Annotated in this window: 17 protein-coding genes; 2 read left to right on the top strand and 15 right to left on the bottom strand. The window is 66.4% G+C overall.

Annotated features, from left to right (window positions below; all coding sequences use genetic code 11):
- Positions 1-20 precede the first annotated feature (20 nt).
- A complete protein-coding gene (locus G5S35_RS11360; RefSeq protein WP_065065211.1) occupies positions 21-866 on the top strand; it encodes an aldo/keto reductase in 846 nt (281 codons plus the stop codon).
- A gap of 229 nt (positions 867-1,095) precedes the next feature.
- Here the strand turns inward: G5S35_RS11360 and G5S35_RS11355 are convergent, their stop codons facing one another.
- The 12 genes from G5S35_RS11355 to G5S35_RS11300 all read right to left on the bottom strand — a co-directional run bounded on the left by G5S35_RS11355 (position 1,096) and on the right by G5S35_RS11300 (position 15,119).
- Positions 1,096-2,058, bottom strand: coding sequence for a hypothetical protein (locus G5S35_RS11355; RefSeq protein WP_183038309.1), 963 nt, complete (start codon positions 2,056-2,058; stop codon positions 1,096-1,098).
- 614 nt (positions 2,059-2,672) lie between these two features.
- Positions 2,673-4,997, bottom strand: coding sequence for a dipeptide ABC transporter ATP-binding protein (locus tag G5S35_RS11350; protein WP_183038308.1), 2,325 nt, complete (start codon positions 4,995-4,997; stop codon positions 2,673-2,675).
- Positions 4,994-5,884 carry an ABC transporter permease gene (locus G5S35_RS11345; protein WP_065065208.1) on the bottom strand — a complete coding sequence of 297 codons (891 nt, stop codon included), beginning with the start codon at positions 5,882-5,884 and terminating at the stop codon, positions 4,994-4,996. Before G5S35_RS11345 ends, G5S35_RS11350 begins: the two co-directional genes overlap by 4 nt.
- On the bottom strand, positions 5,881-6,927 hold the full coding sequence (locus tag G5S35_RS11340; protein WP_065065207.1) for an ABC transporter permease: 1,047 nt from the start codon (positions 6,925-6,927) through the stop codon (positions 5,881-5,883). Before G5S35_RS11340 ends, G5S35_RS11345 begins: the two co-directional genes overlap by 4 nt.
- A gap of 81 nt (positions 6,928-7,008) precedes the next feature.
- Entirely contained in the window at positions 7,009-8,742 is a 1,734-nt protein-coding gene (locus G5S35_RS11335) for an ABC transporter substrate-binding protein (RefSeq protein ID WP_176080754.1), read from the bottom strand.
- 264 nt (positions 8,743-9,006) lie between these two features.
- Positions 9,007-10,041, bottom strand: coding sequence for a HoxN/HupN/NixA family nickel/cobalt transporter (locus G5S35_RS11330; RefSeq protein WP_183038307.1), 1,035 nt, complete (start codon positions 10,039-10,041; stop codon positions 9,007-9,009).
- Between the two features lie 30 nt (positions 10,042-10,071).
- Entirely contained in the window at positions 10,072-10,608 is a 537-nt protein-coding gene (locus G5S35_RS11325; RefSeq protein ID WP_065065204.1) for a cupin domain-containing protein, read from the bottom strand.
- Between the two features lie 174 nt (positions 10,609-10,782).
- A complete protein-coding gene (gene fusA / locus G5S35_RS11320; protein ID WP_065065203.1) occupies positions 10,783-12,891 on the bottom strand; it encodes an elongation factor G in 2,109 nt (702 codons plus the stop codon).
- 346 nt (positions 12,892-13,237) lie between these two features.
- Complete coding sequence (locus G5S35_RS11315) at positions 13,238-13,753, bottom strand: DUF192 domain-containing protein (RefSeq protein WP_065065202.1); 516 nt, start codon at positions 13,751-13,753, stop codon at positions 13,238-13,240.
- 194 nt (positions 13,754-13,947) lie between these two features.
- The gene (locus G5S35_RS11310) at positions 13,948-14,148 is read right to left on the bottom strand and encodes a hypothetical protein (RefSeq protein ID WP_027817526.1); all 201 of its coding nucleotides are present in this window, start codon (positions 14,146-14,148) and stop codon (positions 13,948-13,950) included.
- Between the two features lie 104 nt (positions 14,149-14,252).
- On the bottom strand, positions 14,253-14,504 hold the full coding sequence (locus G5S35_RS11305) for a hypothetical protein (protein ID WP_124260754.1): 252 nt from the start codon (positions 14,502-14,504) through the stop codon (positions 14,253-14,255).
- 27 nt (positions 14,505-14,531) lie between these two features.
- The gene (locus G5S35_RS11300) at positions 14,532-15,119 is read right to left on the bottom strand and encodes a pseudouridine synthase (RefSeq protein ID WP_065065201.1); all 588 of its coding nucleotides are present in this window, start codon (positions 15,117-15,119) and stop codon (positions 14,532-14,534) included.
- A gap of 341 nt (positions 15,120-15,460) precedes the next feature.
- Between G5S35_RS11300 and icd the strand changes: the two genes are divergently transcribed.
- Entirely contained in the window at positions 15,461-16,717 is a 1,257-nt protein-coding gene (gene icd / locus G5S35_RS11295) for an NADP-dependent isocitrate dehydrogenase (protein ID WP_065065245.1), read from the top strand.
- A 529-nt stretch (positions 16,718-17,246) separates the two neighbouring features.
- On the opposite strand, the gene G5S35_RS11290 is transcribed toward icd, so the two are convergent.
- The 3 genes from G5S35_RS11290 to G5S35_RS11280 are packed head-to-tail and all read right to left on the bottom strand — an operon-like array spanning position 17,247 to position 18,778.
- On the bottom strand, positions 17,247-17,483 hold the full coding sequence (locus G5S35_RS11290; protein WP_183038306.1) for a hypothetical protein: 237 nt from the start codon (positions 17,481-17,483) through the stop codon (positions 17,247-17,249).
- 1 nt (position 17,484) lies between these two features.
- On the bottom strand, positions 17,485-17,967 hold the full coding sequence (locus G5S35_RS11285) for a hypothetical protein (RefSeq protein WP_074984025.1): 483 nt from the start codon (positions 17,965-17,967) through the stop codon (positions 17,485-17,487).
- Entirely contained in the window at positions 17,960-18,778 is an 819-nt protein-coding gene (locus tag G5S35_RS11280) for a hypothetical protein (protein WP_183038305.1), read from the bottom strand. Before G5S35_RS11280 ends, G5S35_RS11285 begins: the two co-directional genes overlap by 8 nt.
- Positions 18,779-18,931: the final 153 nt, after the last annotated feature.

The following is an 18,931-nucleotide window of genomic DNA, read 5'->3' as shown; positions in this document are numbered from 1 at the left end:
GCATCGCGAGGGGAAAACACATGAGCACCGATATCGCCAGCATCGCGCTGCCCGGCGGCGAGCGCATCGCGAAGCTGGGCCAGGGCACGTGGGAAATGGGCGAGCGCGCGTCGCGCCGCGCCGACGAGATCGCCGCGCTGCGCGAGGGCGTCGCGCTCGGCATGACGCTGATCGACACCGCCGAAATGTACGGCGACGGCGCAACCGAGGAACTGGTCGGCGAAGCGCTGCGCGGGCTGCGCGACGAGGTGTTTCTCGTCAGCAAGGTGTATCCGCACAATGCGAGCCGGCGCGGCGTGGAGCGCGCCTGCGAGGCGAGTCTCGCGCGCCTCGGCACCGATCGCATCGACCTGTATCTGTTGCACTGGCGCGGCGGCGTGCCGCTCGAGGAAACCGTCGAGGGCTTCGAGGCGCTCGTGCGCGCGGGCAAGATCCGGCACTGGGGCGTGAGTAATTTCGACGTCGACGATATGGAGGAACTGGTCGCGCTGCCCGGCGGCGCGGCGTGCGCGGCCAATCAGATTCTCTACAACGTCGCGCGGCGCGGGCCGGAGTTCGATCTGCTGCCGTGGAGTCTCGCGCGCGGCATGCCGGTGATGGCGTACAGCCCGGTCGATCACGCGCGGCTGCCGAAGCGCTCGCCGCTCGACGATATCGCGGCGGGGCATGGCGTATCCGTGTGGCAGGTTGCGCTGGCTTGGGTGCTGCGTGCGAGCGGCGTGTGTGCGATTCCGAAGGCGGCGCGCATCGAGCATGTGCGGGAAAACCGCGCGGCGCTCGACCTGAAGCTAGGCGAGACCGATCTCGCGGCGCTCGATGCCTACTTCAAGCCGCCGCGCGGCAAGCGCGCGCTGGAGATGTTGTAACGGGAGGAGAGGGGTGGCGCTGTGCCCTGCTGATGTGTCCAGGGGCACAGCTCACGAGAAACGCGGCCGGGTCGCCAGAATACACGCGCTGTGCACGGCTTCCGGCCACCGGCGGCGGCTCCCGGCCGGGGGACCGGGAGACCGCCGCCGTTGCTGCCTGGAATGGCGCGACCGGCCGTCGCGCCAATTCGGGGTGGCTGTGGCAGCGCGTCTGCACCGCCGTGCGAGTTCAATGACTTCCGCCGCCATGGCCGCCACCGTGGCCGCCGCCGTACCCGCCGCCCGGGCCGCCCGACGATCCACCCTTGCCGAATCCGCCTCCGAATCCTCCGCCGAAGCCGCCTTTGCCGAACCCGCCGCCAAAGCCGCCGCCGAAGCCACCTGACGGTCCACCCGACGGTCCGCCTGAATGGCCGCCCGAAGGCCCGCCGTGGCCGCTGCCGCAACCGCAGCCGCTGGAGCCGCCGCCGTTATTGCCGCCGCCGTTGTTACCGCCGCCGCCGTTGTTACCGCCGCCGTTGTTACCGCCGCCGTTATTGCCGCCGCCGTTGTTGCCGCCGCCGTTGTTGCCGCCACCGTTGTTGCCGCCACCGTTGTTGCCGCCACCGCCTTTGCCGCCGCCCGAGTTGCTCGACCCGCTGGTCGCGCCGCCGACGCCCGAGCTGCCGCCACGTCCGGTGCCCGCGCTGCCCGAACTCGTCCCGCCCGCCCCACCCGCACTCGCGGATGCCGACGAACTGTTGCCGCCGCCGCGTCCGCCCTGGCCGCAGTTGCCGTTCATGCTGTTGGTGCCGTAGCAGTTCTTCGGCGTGAAGACCGTTGCGGCGTCGGCGGCGGCGATCGCATCGGCGCTCTGGCTCACGCCCGGCGAGGGCGCGGCGCTGCCGGCGTTGCCCGCGCTGCTGCTGGTATCTGCGCTACCGGTGCCTGCGCTGCCGCCGCTCGTGACGGCCGCGCCGTTGCCGAAGGGCGCCATGCCGTCGGCGGGCATGCCCGAGTCGGTCACCGCGCCGCCGCTTGCCGGCAGCGCCGCATCGGCGACGAGGACCCACGTCGGCGCGGTCACGTTGTTATCCTGCGCGTGTGCGCCGACTGCCGGCAGAAGCGCGCTCACGCCCACTACGCCGATGGCGAGCACCGCGAGGCCGCGGCAGAACCCATAGCAGTACTGATGAAAAAATCTGTTTTTCATGATTTCCTCCCGGGAAGCGATAGCGCGTTCGCGCTTCGCTCCTCGTGCCTTTGTGTCTGACGCCGCGCCGCTGTGCATGCTGTCTCGACGACCGCTGCGCGCGCCGACCCCCGCCATTCCCACGCCGCCTCGCGCCGGCGGCGTGCATCGCGCTCGTGGCCGATGCAGTGTCGCCGGTGCGTGCGGTACACGCGACGTCCGGGGCGCATGAATCGTCGATTTACGCAGGACTGCTTGCCGATCGTCGGAGCCCGCGAGCGGGACGGCGGATAACAGGCGTGTCATGCGTGCGGCGATTCGTTTGCCCATTCGCTCGCCCGATACGGCGCGCCGCGATCTGCGGCGTGTCGCAAGAGGAGAAGCGACCGGATGCCTGGTCTCGATATAGCGAGTTCTGTGCCATCGTCCGCAGAAGGCCGCGCCGTCTGGGCCTGACGTTTTCCCTGTGGCGCATACGGGGACGAAATCGCTGAAAACGTTTCGGCGATGAAACGCGGCGGCGCGGTTCGCGCGGTTTGCGTATCAAACGCGAAAGGGCAGGGAAGCGGCAGTCCGCGGCATGGATCGGACCGTGGGCGGCGCAACGATCTCGTGCGGCGGGCGGGCTGCGGCGATCAGGCCTGGCCTGGCTCCGGCGCGCCGACGCGTTGCAGATCGCGAAGCTGATCGGCGGGAATGTGGCAGCGGATGCGATGGCCTTCGCCGATATCGTCGAAGGGCGGGGCCGCCTCGTCGCAGATCGCGCCGATCTTGCGCGGGCAACGCGCGCTGAACAGGCAGCCGTGGCCACCGCTCTGCGTGACGGTCGATTCGCGCGCAACCTTATCGGCGTTGTCCTCGTCTACGTGGCGGGCGCCCTGCGTGCCGCCGGCCGCGTCGAGCAGCGTTTCCGTGTACGGATGGCGCGGGCCGTCGAACACGGCCGAGGCCGGGCCGCTTTCGAGCACGCGTCCCGCGTAGAGCACCATCACGCGGTCGGCGAGATAGCGCACCACGCCGAGATCGTGCGAGATGAACAGATAGCTCACGCCGCGTTCGCGTTGCAGCCGTGCGAGCAGGTTGAGGATCGCGGCCTGCACGGAGACGTCGAGCGCGGAGGTGGGTTCGTCGCAGATCACCACGCGCGGCTCGCCCGCGAAGGCCTGCGCGATCGCCACGCGCTGTTTGAGGCCGCCCGACAGCTGGCGCGCGCGGGCGGCGAGATAGCGCAGCGGCACGCGCACGGCTTCGAGCAGCGTGTCGATACGCGCGTCGGCGGCGTCCTGCGTGGTCGCATGCGACTCATGCGACTCATGCGACCCGGCGCGCGCGAGCGCCCGGCCGACCAGCGTGCGCACCGGCAGCGCGCGGTTCAGCGAGGCGTCGGGATGCTGGAACACGACGCGCAGCGCGCGCCGCTGACTTGCATCGCGTCGCGCGACGTCGGACGCGAGCGGCGCGCCGTCGAGTTCGATCGTGCCGCCGGGATCGGGCGCGTGCAGTCCGAGCAGCAGCTTCGCGAGCGTGGACTTGCCGCTGCCCGACTCGCCGACGAGCCCGAGCGTTTCGCCTGCGCGCAGTTCGAGCGAGACGTCGTCAAGCACGCGCAGCGCGCCTGCGCCACGGCCGAACGTGCGCGAGATGCCGCTTGCGCGCAGCACGACTTCGGCCTCGCGCGCCGGTTTTTCAGGGCTTTCTTCCGATGGATCGTTTGTCTGAGCAATGATCGGCGCGATCTCAGGCGGTTGCGCCGGCATCGTTGCGGAGGCTTCTTCAACGATCGCCGCTTCCTCCGCACTTGCCGCATTCGCCGGGTCGCCTTCGGGCAGTTCGTTCGCGCGCTCGTGATAGTGGCAGCGCGACATCTGCTCGCCGTGCGCGGCCTGCACGCGATGCGGCGGCGGCGCCTGATCGTGGCAGCGCGCATCGGCGAGGCGGCAGCGCGGCGCGTACACGCAGCCGCGCGCGACCGTGCCCGGCGCGGGCAGCTCGCCCGCGATCGTGTCGAGCGCGCCGTGCCGCTTGGTGCGCCCCGGCGCGGGCAGGCAGCGTAGCAGCCCGACCGTGTACGGATGGCGCGCGTGCTCGAACACGTCGCGCGTCGCGCCTTCTTCGACGAGACGCCCGGCGTAAAGCACGCCCACGCGCTCGCACATGCGCCCGATCACGCCCAGATCGTGGCTGATCAGCAGCACGGCCATGCCGAGTTCCGCGCGCAGTTGCGCGACCAGCGCGAGCACCTCGGCTTCGACGGTGGCGTCGAGGCCCGTGGTGGGTTCGTCGAGAATCAGCAGCGACGGATTCGAGGCGAGCGCCATCGCGATCACCACGCGCTGCTGCATGCCGCCCGAGAGCTGATGCGGCCAGCTCGCCATCACGCGCGCCGGGTCGGCGATGCGCACGCGTTCGAGCATGGCGCGCGAGCGCGCGAGCGCCTCAGCGCGGTCGATGTCATCGTCGGCGGCCTCGAAGGCTTCGCTCAACTGGCGCGCGATGGTCAGCGACGGATTGAGCGCGCTCGCCGGATCCTGATAGACCATCGACACCTTGTGCGCGCGCAACGCGCGCAGACCTTCGCGGTCGAGCGTGAGCACGTCCTCGCCGGCGATAGCGATGCGTCCTGCCTTCACGCGGCCGTTGTGCGCGAGATAGCGCAGCGCCGCGAGCGCGACCGTCGACTTGCCGCAGCCCGATTCGCCGACGAGGCCATAGGCTTCGCCGCGCTTGATGCGCAGCGAGACGTCGGTGAGCACGTCGCGGTCCTTGCCGCGCACGCGGTACGCGACGGTGAGGCCGACGAGCGCGAGCGCGTCGTCCGCGCGCGGCGCGGTGAACGTGGCGAGTGCGGGGCCGCGTGCGGCGCCGGCTGCGCGCGCGGGAGCGGGTGCGGGTGGCGCATTTGACTGCGCATTTAGCGGCGTATGTAGCGGCGCATTGGGAGGATAAACCGGCCGGTTCACGATTCGAGCACCTCGCGCAGGCTGTCCGCGATCAGGTTCACGGCGACCACCAGCGAGCCGATCGCGGCGGCGTCGAACGCCACGGTCCACCACGCGCCGCCTGCGAGCAGCGCGTAGGATTCGGCGAGCGCGAGCCCCCAGTCGGCCGACGGCGGCTGGATGCCGAAGCCGAGAAACGACAGCGTCGCCACCGCGAAGATCGCATAGCCGAGCCGCACGGTCGCTTCCACGACGATCGGCGGCCAGACGTTCGGCAGGATCTCCGCGAACATCACGAAGGGCGCGCGGTCGCCGCGCAAACGGGCGGCCGCCACGTAGTCGAGATGGCGCTCGGCGAGCACGGCGGCGCGCACGGTGCGCGCGATCAGCGGCGCGAAGGTCACGCCGATCACCAGCACGACCGCGAGATTGGACGCACCCACGGCCGCGAGCACGAGCAGCGCGACGATCACGAGCGGCAGCGCGAGCACGGCGTCGAGCGCGCGCGAGACCAGCGTGCCGATCCAGCCTTCGAAGTAGCCGGTGACGAGCCCGAGCGCCGCGCCCGCGAGCGTGCCGGTGAGCGTGGCGAGCGGCGCGATGGTGAGGATGTCGCGCGCGCCCACGATCACGCGCGAGCAGATATCGCGGCCCAGTTGATCGGTGCCGCACCAGTGCGCGTGATCGGGCGGCATCAGCGAGCTGAGCGGGTCGGACGCGTAGGCGTCGTAGGGCGCGAACCACTGGCCCGCGAGCGCGCAGACGATCCACGCAAGCAGGATCAGCGCGCCGATCACGAACGCGGGCGAGCGCAGCAGCAGACGTACGACGGCGGCGGCGCGCGAAGACGCCGGCGGTGTTTGCTCGCGCGCGTTCGCGTCGAGGGTGTCGGAGGCCGGGCGATTCATGCGCCTCCCTTCGCGCGCAGACGCGGATCGAGCAGCACGTGCAAACCGTCGGCGAGCAGATTCGCGAGCGTATAGACGAGGCCGACCGCGAGGACGCCCGCTTCGAGCAGCGGAAAGTCCTTCGCTTTCGCGGCGTTGTAGATCAGCGAGCCGATGCCCGGATAGCGGAACAGCGACTCCACCACCACGAGTCCGCCGATCAGATAGCCGAGCTGCGTGGCCGCCACCGTCACGCTCGGCAGCAGCGCGTTGCGCAGCACGTGGCGCACGATCACGGTGTGACGCGGCAAGCCCTTGAGGATCGCGGTGCGGGTGTAGTCGGCGTCGAGCGCGTCGAGCATGCCCGCGCGCGCGATCCGCGCGAGGTAGCCGAAGAACACGAGCACGAGCGGCAGCACCGGCAGCACGAGATGGCGCAGCGTCTGCAGCACGCCCGAGTCGGGCGGCGCGACGGCTTCGATCGGCAGCCAGCGCAGCCACACGCCGAAGATCAGGATCAGCACGATCGACGACACGAATTCGGGCACCGCGCTCGCGCACAGGCCGAGCGTGCTGATCAGGCGGTCGAGCCAGCGTCCGCCGTTGAGCGCGGCCCACACGCCGCCGCCGATGCCGAGCGGCACCACCACGAAGAACGCGAGCAGGCCGAGTTTCGCCGATTGCAGCAGCGCGTCGCCGACGAAGGGCGCGACGGCTTGCCTGTAGGTCCACGAGGTGCCGAAGTCGCCGCGCAGCGCATGGCCGATCCATGCGCCGTATTGCTGGAGCAGCGGGCGGTCGGCGCCGAGTTCGTGATTGAGCGCGGCGACGGCGCGCGCGTCGGCGAGCGGGCCGAGCACGGCGCGGCCGATGTCGCCGGGCAGCAACTGGCCGCCCGCGAACACCAGCACGGACAGCAGCCAGAGCGTGAACAGCGCCCACGCCGCGCGCGTCGCGAGAAAGCGCAGCGCGTTCGTCGAGCGCGCCGCGTGCGCAAGCGCGGTGTTTGCTGCGTTCGCGGCGTCCGGATCGATGCGGGGCGGTCTCGTCAGCGGTGTGGCCATCGGACTCCTGATCTTGAGGCTGGCGCGACTTGAAGCGACACGAAGAACAACACGAAGCGACTCGATGCAACGCGAGCGGCTTCAGCCCGCCAGCACCGCGCGGTCGAAGTAGAGCTGCGCGAGCGCCGTGAAGTGGACGCCCGACAGCGCGGTGCGCTGCGCGATCAGCTGATCGTAGAAGTACGGAATGATCACCGGCGTTTCGTCGAGCAGGAGCGTCTGGATCTGCGCGGCGACCTGCTTTTGCGCGGCCACGTCGAGCGTGGCGGCGAACTGCGCGACCAGCTTGTCGTACTGCGCGTTGCGGAAGTGCGCCGCATTCCACGTGCCGCCGCTCGTCAGCGGCGCGTTGAGGAACACGTTCGGCACGCCGCGATGGCCGTAGTCGGTGATGCCCATCGGCGCGTCGAGCCAGTCCGATTTGCCGTAGGTGCCCGCGCCGTAATACTGCGACTGGCTTTCCACCTTGAGCGCGATGCGCACGCCGATCGCCTTCGCCGCGTTCTGCACGACCACGGCGAGGTCGGGAATCTCCATGTACTTCTCGGTCGTGAGCGTGATGTCGAACCCGTTGCCCACGCCCGCCTGCGCGAGCAACTGGCGTGCCTTCGCGAGATCGGGCTTGCGCTGCGGCACGCTCGTGCCCGTCGACGGGAAGACCGGCGCGAACGGGCTGTCGTTGCCCACCACGGCGCGGCCCTTGAAGAGCCCGCGCACCATCACGTCGCGATCGAGCGAGAGGGCGAGCGCCTGGCGCACGCGTTTGTCCCTGAACGCGGGCACGTCGTTGCGCATGTGGATCTGGCGATGCGCGCTCGAACGCACGCCGATCACCTTGAAGTCGGGGTTGTTCAGGATGCCGATGCCGCCCTGCACGGTGAAGGTGCCCATCACGTCGGCCTGACGGCCTTGCAGCGCGAGGATCTGCGCCTGTTCGTCGGCGTAGAAGGCGAAGGCCACACGCGCGGGCAGGGCCTTGTCGCCCCAGTAGTCGGGGTTGCGCACGAAGCTCGCGCCGCGTCGCGTTTCGTATTTTTCGAGCTTGAACGGCCCGGTGCCGATAAAGCTCTTTTCGTAATTGCCCGCGTAATTCGCGGGCAGCAGCACGGCGTTGTAGTTATCCGATGAGACGTAGTACGGGAAATTGCCGTTCGGCGCGTCGAGGTGGAACGCGACGGTGTGCTCGTCGACGAGCTTCGTGCCGCCCTTCGAGAGTACGCCCTTGAGCACCGACAGCGCCGCCGAGCCGCTTGCGGGATCGGCGAGCCGGTCGAAGGTGGCCACCACGTCCTTCGCGCCGAATGGCTGGCCGTCGTGGAATTTCACGTTCGGGCGCAGCTTGAAGGTCCAGACGTCGGCTTTCTCGTTGGCCTGCCACGAGAGCGCGAGGGCGGGTTGCAGGCGGCCTTCGGCGTCGTCGTTGGCGAGGAATTCGCCGGTCTGGTTCAGCAGGCACAGCGCGCCTGCATCGGTCACGGTAAGCGGATCGACCGCGCCCGCGGGCATCAGGTGCGCGACGCGGATGGTCTGGTTGCCGGGCGTGGCGGGCTTCGCGGCTTGTGCACCTTGTGCGCTTTGTGCATGGGCGTCGCGCGGCGCGAGCAGACCGCCCGCCGTGACGGCGAGCCCCGAGAGACCGAGCAGGCTCAGATGGCGCAGCAGTTCGCGGCGCGTGAGGCGGCCGGACTGGAATTCGTCGAGGGCGTGATTGCCGGGCGCGTCGGCGTGAGGGCGCAGCGAGTCGAAGGCGGACGCGAGGGACGAAGCGGATAAATCTGATGAAGCGAACAGGCGGGACGGCGGACGACGTTTCATCGGTGCGGATTTCCGTGCGATTCCGTGAATGGGCGCGTTAGCGGAAGCGGCCAACGCGACGGCGGCATGCGGTACGGCAGACGACGAAGCAGATTCGGTCCAGTTTACGCGTTTTCGGGCCTTTGATGGCGATGCGGACGATGCCAGGGTTCAGCGGGGTTGCGCGAGATCGCGGCGTCGTGCAGGGCGTTGGCGCGCGTTGGGGGGATATCGAAGCGATTGCAGCGTTCGCCGCAATCGCCGCAATCTTTGCGATCGCAGCGCTCAGCGCGCCGCGGCCGGCCGTCGCCAGCGATGAAACAGCACCGAGCCGATCCAGCAGGCGATGAACAGCGCGACGATCGCGTAGCCGAGTTCGCCGAAGCGATCGTTCAGACCCGCGACCAGGTTCCAGAGGCCGCCGCTCGCGCCGAACTTGTCGGCGATCAGGCCGAGCGCTTCCACGCCGCCGATCACGATCGCCACCAGCGCGGAGACGAAGGTGATGCTCGCGTTGTAGTAGAGCTTGCGTTTCGGATCGTCCATGGCCCAGCCGTAGGCGTGGACCATCAGCACGTTGTCGGTGGAATCGACGAGCGTCATGCCCGCCGTGAAAAGCGCGGGGAACACGAGGATCGAGTACATCGGCAGGCCCTTGCCGGCTTCGGCGGCGGCGATGGCGAGCAGGCCGATTTCGGTGGCCGTGTCGAAGCCGAGCCCGAACAGCACGCCGACCGGATACATGTGCCAGCTTTTCGTGACGAGCGCAAAAAGCGGGCGCAGCGCGCGCGAGAACAGACCGGCGGGCGCGGGCGCCTGCGCGGCAAGCGCGGCGGCGTCCTCGCCCTGCTGCGCGCGCCGATAACGGTGCCACACGTCGCGCAGGATCACGAGATTCACGCCCGCGAGCACCAGCAGAAATCCCGACGACACCAGCGTGCCGATGGTCGAGCCGATCTCGTGAAAGCGCTCGAAGCGGCCATGCAGCGTGAGCGCCGTGAGCGCGATGCCGACCGTCGCCGCGATCACGATGGTCGAGTGTCCGAGCGAGAACGCGAGGCCCACGCCGATGGGCCGCTGGCCGCGCTGCATGAGCTTGCGCGTGACGGCGTCGATGGCGGCGATGTGGTCGGCGTCCACCGCGTGGCGCAGGCCGAAACCGTAGGCGAGAAGCGCGGTGCCGAGCAGCAGCGGATAGTGGCGGAACGCGATCAGCGCCCAGGCCCAGGCGGCGAGATTCGCGCCGATCAGCGCGGCGTAGAGAACGATCAGGCGCGGGCGCAGTGTTTTCGCGTGGACGGACGAGGCGGCGGATGTCATGCGTGAATGATCTGGGCTGAGCGGTGGTGTTTAATGATCGTGAGGATTCCGATGGATCGGATCGACCCAATAAACGGCTTCCGGTTGTTCGACCGCGTCGATGTCGAGATTCACGACCACGGCTTCATTGTCGCTGCGCACGAGCACGCATTCGAGCGGATCGTCGGTGCTCGCGTTGATTTCCTGATGCGGCACGTAGGGCGGCACGAAGATGAAGTCGCCGGGACCGGCTTCGGCGGTGAACTCCAGATGCTCGCCCCAGCGCATGCGCGCGTGGCCGCGCACCACGTAGATCACGCTTTCGAGCGCGCCATGATGATGCGCGCCGGTCTTCGCGTTCGGATGGATCGTCACCGTGCCCGCCCAGATTTTCTGTGCGCCCACGCGCGCCGCGTTGATGGCGGCCGCGCGGTTCATGCCGGGCGTCTGCGCGGTGTTCGCGTCGAGCTGATCGCCGCGGATCACCTTCACGCCGTGTTCGCGCCAGTCGACGGGAGCGTCGTGATGATCGTGGTCGTGCGGGTCGTCGTGCGAATGATCGTGCGGATGGTCGTGATCGTGGCTCATCGTCGTGTCTCCTCGTTCGTGCGTGGCTCTCGCCGTCCCATTGTGGCATGGACAAAAATGCGCCGGGCACGCATCCGGCGCAAGCGTTTTTCACTTCGCGCACGCGCATGAAAAAAGCCCGTCCTTTGCGGGACGGGCTTGCGTTTCATGCCGCCTGGCGATGCAGGCCGGCGCTTACGACTTCTTGGCGTTGATCACCGCTTCGGCCACGTTCTGCGGCGTTTCCGAGTAGTGCTTGAACTCCATCGTGTAGGTGGCGCGGCCCTGCGTGAGCGAGCGCAGCGAAGTCGAGTAGCCGAACATTTCGGAGAGCGGCACCTCGGCGCGCACGATCTTGCCGCCGCCGCCCGCGATGTCCTCCATGCCCTGCACGATGCCGCGCCGGCTCGACAGATCGCCCATCACGTTGCCCATGAAATCCTCGGGCGTTTCCACTTCCACCGCCATCATCGGTTCGAGCAGGATCGGCTTGGCCTTGCGCATCGCTTCCTTGAAGGCCATCGAACCGGCCATGCGGAAGGCGTTTTCGTTCGAGTCCACGTCGTGGTAGGAGCCGAACGTGAGCGTGACCTTCGTGTCGACGACCGGATAGCCCGCGAGCACGCCCGCCTTGAGCGTTTCCTGAATGCCCTTGTCGACGGCCGGAATGAATTCGCGCGGAATCACGCCGCCCTTGATCGCGTCGACGAATTCGTAGCCCTTGCCCGGCGCCTGCGGTTCGAGCGTGATGACCGCGTGGCCGTACTGGCCGCGCCCGCCCGACTGCTTGACGAACTTGCCTTCGACATCTTCGACCTTGTTTTTCACGGTCTCGCGATACGCGACCTGCGGCTTGCCGACGGTCGCTTCCACGCCGAACTCGCGGCGCATGCGGTCGACGAGAATTTCGAGGTGCAGCTCGCCCATGCCCGAGATGATGGTCTGGCCGGATTCCTCGTCGGTCTGCACGCGGAACGACGGATCTTCCTGCGCGAGCCGGTTGAGCGCGATGCCCATCTTTTCCTGGTCGGCCTTGGTCTTCGGCTCGACGGCCTGCGAGATCACCGGCTCCGGGAAAATCATGCGTTCGAGCACGATCGGATTCGCGGGATCGCACAGCGTGTCGCCGGTCGTCGCTTCCTTCAGGCCGACGGCGGCGGCGATGTCGCCCGCGCGCACTTCCTTGATTTCCTTGCGCTCGTTCGCGTGCATCTGCAGGATGCGGCCGAGACGCTCGCGCTTTTCCTTGATCGCGTTGAGCACCGTGTCGCCCGATTCCACCACGCCCGAGTAGACGCGGAAGAAGATCAGCTGGCCGACGAACGGATCGGTCATGATCTTGAAGGCGAGCGCGGAGAACGGCTCCTCATCGCTCGGATGACGCTCGATTTCCTTGTCGTGCAGGTCGTGGCCGAGAATCGCGGGCACGTCGACGGGCGAGGGCAGATAGTCGATCACGGCGTCGAGCATCGCCTGCACGCCCTTGTTCTTGAACGCGCTGCCGCACAGCATCGGCACGATCTCGTTGGCGATCGTGCGCTTGCGCAGCGCGCCCTTGATTTCCTCTTCGGTCAGGCTCTCGTGATCGTCGAGGTATTTTTCGAGCAGCGCTTCGTCGGCTTCGGCGGCGGCCTCGACCATCTTTTCGCGCCATTCCTGCGCGGTTTCGAGGAGATTCGCGGGGATCTCGGCGTATTCGAACTTCACGCCCTGGCTCTCGTCGTCCCAGACGATCGCCTTCATCTTCACGAGATCGACCACGCCCTGGAAGTGATCTTCCGCGCCGACCGGAATCTGGATCGGCACCGCCACGCCCTTCAGGCGCTCGCCGATCTGCCGCTGCACGCGGAAAAAGTCCGCGCCGACACGGTCCATCTTGTTGACGAACGCAATGCGCGGCACCTTGTACTTGTTCGCCTGGCGCCACACGGTTTCGGACTGCGGCTGCACGCCGCCGACCGAGTCGTACACCATGCACGCGCCGTCGAGCACGCGCATCGAGCGCTCGACTTCGATCGTGAAGTCCACGTGTCCCGGCGTGTCGATGATGTTGATGCGGTGCTCGGGATAATTGCCGGCCATGCCTTTCCAGAATGCAGTGGTCGCGGCCGAGGTGATCGTGATGCCGCGCTCCTGTTCCTGCTCCATCCAGTCCATGGTCGCCGCGCCGTCGTGCACTTCACCGAGCTTGTGATTCACCCCGGTGTAGAAAAGGATGCGTTCGGTCGTGGTGGTTTTGCCGGCATCGATGTGAGCGCTAATGCCGATATTGCGATAGCGCTCGATGGGAGTCTTGCGAGGCACGGTGATCTCCTAGGAATGACGCGCCATGGAAAGTGCCGGACGGCGCGCGGCGCGGGCAGCGCGCTATCCGGCGATTCGCGGGCAGGGCGGGCGTTCCGGCGAGCCGGACGCCGGCAGCCGTGCCGCGCGGTGGATTAATAGGATAGCGCTTGCTCGCCGCTTTTGCAGAAACAGCGCCGGAGCACGGCGGCGCGGCGCGCGGGCGGGCTCGGTGCGGTGGCGGCGCGGTGCGCATGAGCCGCGTCAAAGCCAGCAAGCGCGCGAAAAAAAACGGGCGCAAAAAAACCGGCCGCGCGCGAGGCGGGGCCGGTTTCGGGGTCCGGGGACGACGCTTACGCGCCGCGCATCACGGCTGCGGCAGACCCTGGATCTTCATGCCGGGCTTGATGCCCTTCGACGAGAAGAAGCCCTTGCTCATTTCGAGCGCATACACGCCGTTGTTGCGCGGGCAGTGGTTGTTGGTCGTTTCGGCGTCCATCTCGTCGATGTCGGTGATCGTGCCGTCGGCGCGCATGAAGGCGATCGACAGCGGGATCAGCGTGTTCTTCATCCAGAAGCAGTGCACGGCGTTCTCGCCGAACACGAACAGCATGCCTTCGTTGGGCGCGAGCGTCGTGCGATACATGAGACCTTGCTCGCGATCAGCATCGTTTGCGGCCACGGCGGCGTCGATGACGAACATGCCCGCCGTGAGCTTCACGCGCGGAAATTCGCCGGGCTGTTTCGCGCCGGCCGGCATCTGCTGGGCATGCGCGACGGTGCTGGTCGCGGCCGTGGACAACGTGAAGGCCGCGGCGGCGGCGAGCGGCAATGCAGCGGCGAGCGCGCAACGCGCGATCAGCGGGCGCAGGGAAAATCGCACGAGTCAGCTCCTTGCTTGAGAATAGTTCGCGCATGTTACGCGAGTACGTCAGCGTGGGTCAAAAACCCGCCTCGCGACGTGCGGCGTAAAGCGAGCGCGCAAAGAAAAAGGCAGAGCGCCTTGCGACACTCTGCCCTTCAAACGCGGTGAAGATCGGCACGTTGGGCCGTTCTCCGATGCGTCTTACAGCTAGCTTACTCCGAAGCTGCCGAAGCGGCTTCTGCCTTAGCTGCTGCCTTCTTGTGCGACTTCTTGTGCGACTTCTTGTGCGAAGCCTTGTGTGCCGACGAAGCAGCAGCTGCCGGAGCAGCCGAAGCAGCTTCCGGAGCCGAAGCTTGTGCGAATGCAGCCGATGCGAAGAGGCCAGCGACCAGAGCAGCGATCAGTTTGTTCATTTTGTGAATCCTCAGCTTGAGTTAATTAACCAAGTGACCCGGTAATGGGATCAGGTCGGTAAACGTGCCATCCACCTTTCGGTTGACAGTCTCGATCGGCAAATTCAGAACAAATTCGCGATTCGCGTCTGCCAGCGGTCAGGACCATGCATTGCTGCACGAGCCTGGAAGGCTGAATGCCGGATAGCTTCGGCGGCATCTGCGTGGTTTAACGCATGGTCTTGCGAGGCGGTTGACGCGAAGTTTTCATTTCCTTCGCGTTTTCTCGCTGCCGTGCTGTAAATGAAAGAAGCGGCGTGGCGGTCGCGCGGGCGCAGAACAGAAGCAAAACGGAAAAGTGCTTGCGCAACAGCCACTTGTGCGCGTTTTGGCCTTGTTTCAGGTCACTTCCGCTGCGGCGTCGAACGACGCCATGGCGCGTCGGTGGCCACATCCACACTCTCGCCAGGCGCGATGCCGAGCGAAAAAATATCGAGCGAGCCGATCGCCACGCGCACGAGCCGCAGCGTTGGAAAGCCCACTTTCGCCGTCATGCGCCTTACCTGGCGATTCTTGCCTTCGCTGATCGCGAGTTCGATCCAGGTCGTGGGAATCGCGGCGCGATAGCGGATGGGCGGTGTGCGCGCCCACAACAGATCGGCGTCGCTGTCGGCGATTTTTTTCGCGCGACACGGCTGTGTCACGAAGTCGCCGAGATCGACGCCGCGTTCGAGCGCGGCCAGCGCGTCGTCGCCGGGCGCGCCTTCCACTTGCGCCCAATAGCGTTTCACGAGCTTGCGCCGCGGTTCCGCGATGCGCGCCTGCAATGCGCCGTCGTCGGTGAGCAGCAGCAGACCTTCGCTGTCGGCGTCGAGACGGCCCGCAGGATAGACGTTCGGCGTCTTGACCCAGTCGGACAGCGACTCGCGTGTTTCGTGCGGCGAGAACTGGCAGATCGTGCCGAACGGTTTATTGAGGGCGATCAAACGCATGTCGATGGAAGCCGAAAAAAATGAAGCAAAGAAGCGCCGAGATCTTAAAGCAAAACGCTGCGCCGCTCTGTGCTCAGTCTTATATAAGACATAAGACAAGGATGCATCGCGCCAACGAACGCCGCTGCGCCGCAACATCGCCGGCGCCGGAAAAGGCCGGTGTAGCGCGCGGCACGGGCGTTCGGAGCGTGGGCTAGAATAACGGCCAGACCCCTGCGCCGCGAGCGTGAGCCGTCATCATGCCGCATCGATTGCGCGAAGCCGCCGGTCATGATTTCACCGATTCTGCGCTTTCGATCCTGTTCGCGGTCGCCAGACCGATCCCCCTACTGGAGTTGATCATGCCGTATCAGCACATCAAGGTCCCGGCGGAAGGTGAGAAGATCACCGTCAATCCGGATTTCTCGCTCAACGTCTCCAACCAGCCGATCATTCCGTACATCGAGGGCGACGGCACGGGCGTCGACATCACGCCGGTCATGCTGAAGGTAGTCGACGCGGCGGTGGAGAAGGCGTACGGCGGCCAGCGCAAGATTCAATGGATGGAAATCTACGCGGGCGAGAAGGCCACGCGCGTGTACGGCCCCGACGTGTGGCTGCCCGAGGAAACGCTCGACGTGGTGAAGGACTACGTCGTGTCGATCAAGGGCCCGCTGACGACGCCGGTGGGCGGCGGCATCCGCTCGCTGAACGTGGCGCTGCGCCAGCAGCTCGACCTCTATGTGTGTCTGCGTCCGGTGCAGTATTTCAAGGGCGTGCCGTCGCCGGTGCGCGCGCCGGAGAAGGTCAACATGGTGATCTTCCGCGAGAACTCGGAAGACATCTACGCGGGCATCGAATGGCCCGCCGAATCCGAAGGCGCGAAGAAGCTGATCCGGTTCCTGCGCGACGAGATGGGCGTCTCGAAGATCCGTTTCCCGGACAGCTCGGGCCTTGGCGTGAAGCCGGTGTCGCGCGAGGGCACGGAGCGCCTCGTGCGCAAGGCCATCCAGTACGCGATCGACAACGATCGCCGCTCGGTGACGCTCGTGCACAAGGGCAACATCATGAAGTTCACCGAGGGCGCGTTCCGCGACTACGGTTACGCGCTCGCGCAGAAGGAATTCGCGGCGGAACTGATCGACGGCGGCCCGTGGATGAAGATCAAGAATCCGAAGACGGGCGGCGACATCGTCATCAAGGACGTGATCGCCGACGCCTTCCTGCAACAGATCCTGCTGCGTCCCGCCGAATACGACGTGATCGCCACGCTGAACCTGAACGGCGACTACATTTCGGACGCACTCGCGGCGCAGGTCGGCGGTATCGGCATCGCGCCGGGCGCGAATCTGTCCGATTCGGTGGCGATGTTCGAAGCCACGCACGGCACGGCGCCGAAATACGCGGGCAAGGACTATGTGAATCCGGGCTCGGAAATTCTCTCGGCGGAAATGATGCTGCGTCACCTCGGCTGGTTCGAGGCGGCGGATCTGATCCTCGCGTCGATGGAAAAGTCGATCCAGCAAAAGCGCGTGACGTACGACTTCGCGCGGCTGATGGAAGGCGCGACGCAGGTGTCGTGCTCGGGCTTCGGGCAGGTGATGATCGACAATATGTAGGCAAATTTCAGGGCATATCGTCGCGGATCAACAACCCCGATAGATGAAAAGTCTATCGGGGTTGTTTGTTTCAGGCTGCTTCACCTGGAGTCAGGTCATCCTTCACCGACCGTCTGACTGTCCGCCACAAACTGAGAAAGCCGCTGGTACGGCGCGCAATCGCGCAGATGATTTCGTATTCAGCGGAGGCGTCATGCGTGGTGGAACGAGGTATGGCTCGAGTCGGCCGGCCACGAAGGCAAAGACGAGCGGGCTGCATTCGCTCGACGCGCGACGGTTGCATCGCGAGGCCCTGCTACGGCCAGGGCTCTCGTATGGCTGGCAGTGGACAAATGACCGCGGCGAACGCACCTCGAGCATTGGCATTCGCACGTATGAACACGGCCTGACCGTCACTTACGCAATCAACGGCGAGTCGGTGCAACGGCGCATGTGGGCATAGCTACGCACTTAGAAAGGTCTACGCACTTTGCAGTGGTGCGCGTGACGCAGCCAAAGGCGAGACCGTGACTGCAACGATACGCATGCCTTACCGGTACTCGTCAATCTCAACCGTGCCGCCGATCGCTGGCGGCTCGGCCTCGTCGCCATCGCCAGACAGCAGCTCGGAAAGCTCGTCCGGGCGCAGCGCCCGCATCGTCTTTTCGACCTTCCTGTCATAGTGGCGGTCGTTTGGGTCTCCCTGCTTTTGTGCTTTGCGGCCGTACCGCTGGACGAAAGTGCCGAGCTGTCCGACAAGGCGCGCACGCTTCGCGGTTGATCGCATCTCAGTCGAACGACTCGGCGGCAACCTTGCCGCCCTCGATTACCAGATGCGCAGCATCGATGCCTGGCGCAAAAAAACGCCAGTCCTCGTCATCTTCGATTCCATCCGGCACCACCTCCAGACGATACCCACGCGAAAGCACAATGACCATGCCGCCCGTATCGTATGCCGACAACTTCTCGACCTTGATAGGGCCTTGGCCTACGAGCATTCCGTGCAAACGCGTGGCAGTGTCGTGTGCCTTTTCATCCGCACCGCGCAGATCCTCCCTTGATGATGCGGCGCGCCCATCGCGCTCGATCCGCCAGTCACATTGCACGTGGAGCGCCCAAGCCCCATCCTCTCGCTCTCTGCCCCTGAGCGTATGCCGCCTTTGCGGGCCGAATTGCATCGTAAGCATGTCGCCTGCGTGGCTGACCCAGCTCACCTCAAGCCCGACAAGCACAGCAAGCCGCTTCGTAATTTCTGCCTTAGTATCAGTCATCACCACCTCCGAACAAATCTTGACCCCGCTCCAGCATCTCGTGATATCCGAGGCCTTGCTTACTAATGTCGTCGTGGAGTTGCCGGGCCTGATCCTTATTTAAGCCCAATGCCTTTACGACGGCTTTGAACTGCGTGTTCTGAGTCTGATTGTTTCCTGGCGTGCCCTCGCCGCCCGCTAGCTCTACGACATCGCCATCCGGCAAATCGGGCCGGTAGTCGAACGCTTGCGCATCGCCGAGCGGAGTCGGGTCGCCAAGACCGCTCGGCATACGTGGCCTGTTGCCGTAGAGCGGTTCGGCTTGCTCCGCAATGGTGGGTTGACGGGGTGCTGCGTCACGTTGTGCGCTCGCCCACCGCCTCCGGATAGCCTGAACGCAATCCCGCAGGGCTTGCGGGCCGGGCAGGAAAACCAGATCGCCATCCTTCACGGCCCGATAGACCGCCTGCGCCGGGCTGCTATCTCGAACCCCGGCGCCACCACCGGACAGACGAAAGCGACCAAGCACGCAATCCAGTCCGTCTCGCCCCCTGAGATCCAGCACCGCCAGCGGCATCATCAAAAGGAAGGCGGCGCGGGCTTCCTGCATGGCCTCGACAAGCTCACCCCAGTCGGCTTGATTCACGTCGGACGCATCGCTCCGCTCGCCAGTAGCGTAATGCTGGAGCAACCGCACCTCGCGCTGAGGGTGCAGCCTCAGGTAAATGGGTTCGTCATGCAGGCTCCCCCAGAAGATGAAAGCCGCCTCGGGCAATCGGCTGCAGAAGTTGGAGGCCGGGCCAAGGTACAAATCACGAAACAGCATCTCCATGCCACCTCACAGGCGGTTTGTGCGGGCCGTATACCTAGCACGCGCCCGCACACCGCACCTTGCGGTAAACCGGGACCAGGCGACTCGATGCCGAAGGCATGAAGCGGTGAGGATGCGCGGGATGGGCGACCGCCGTGCCGCTAGCAACAGCGA

Source organism: Paraburkholderia tropica (assembly GCF_014171495.1).
Classification (GTDB): domain Bacteria; phylum Pseudomonadota; class Gammaproteobacteria; order Burkholderiales; family Burkholderiaceae; genus Paraburkholderia; species Paraburkholderia tropica.
The sequence above is the reverse complement of the archived record's forward strand: the minus strand, read 5'-3'. Positions and strand labels throughout refer to the sequence as shown.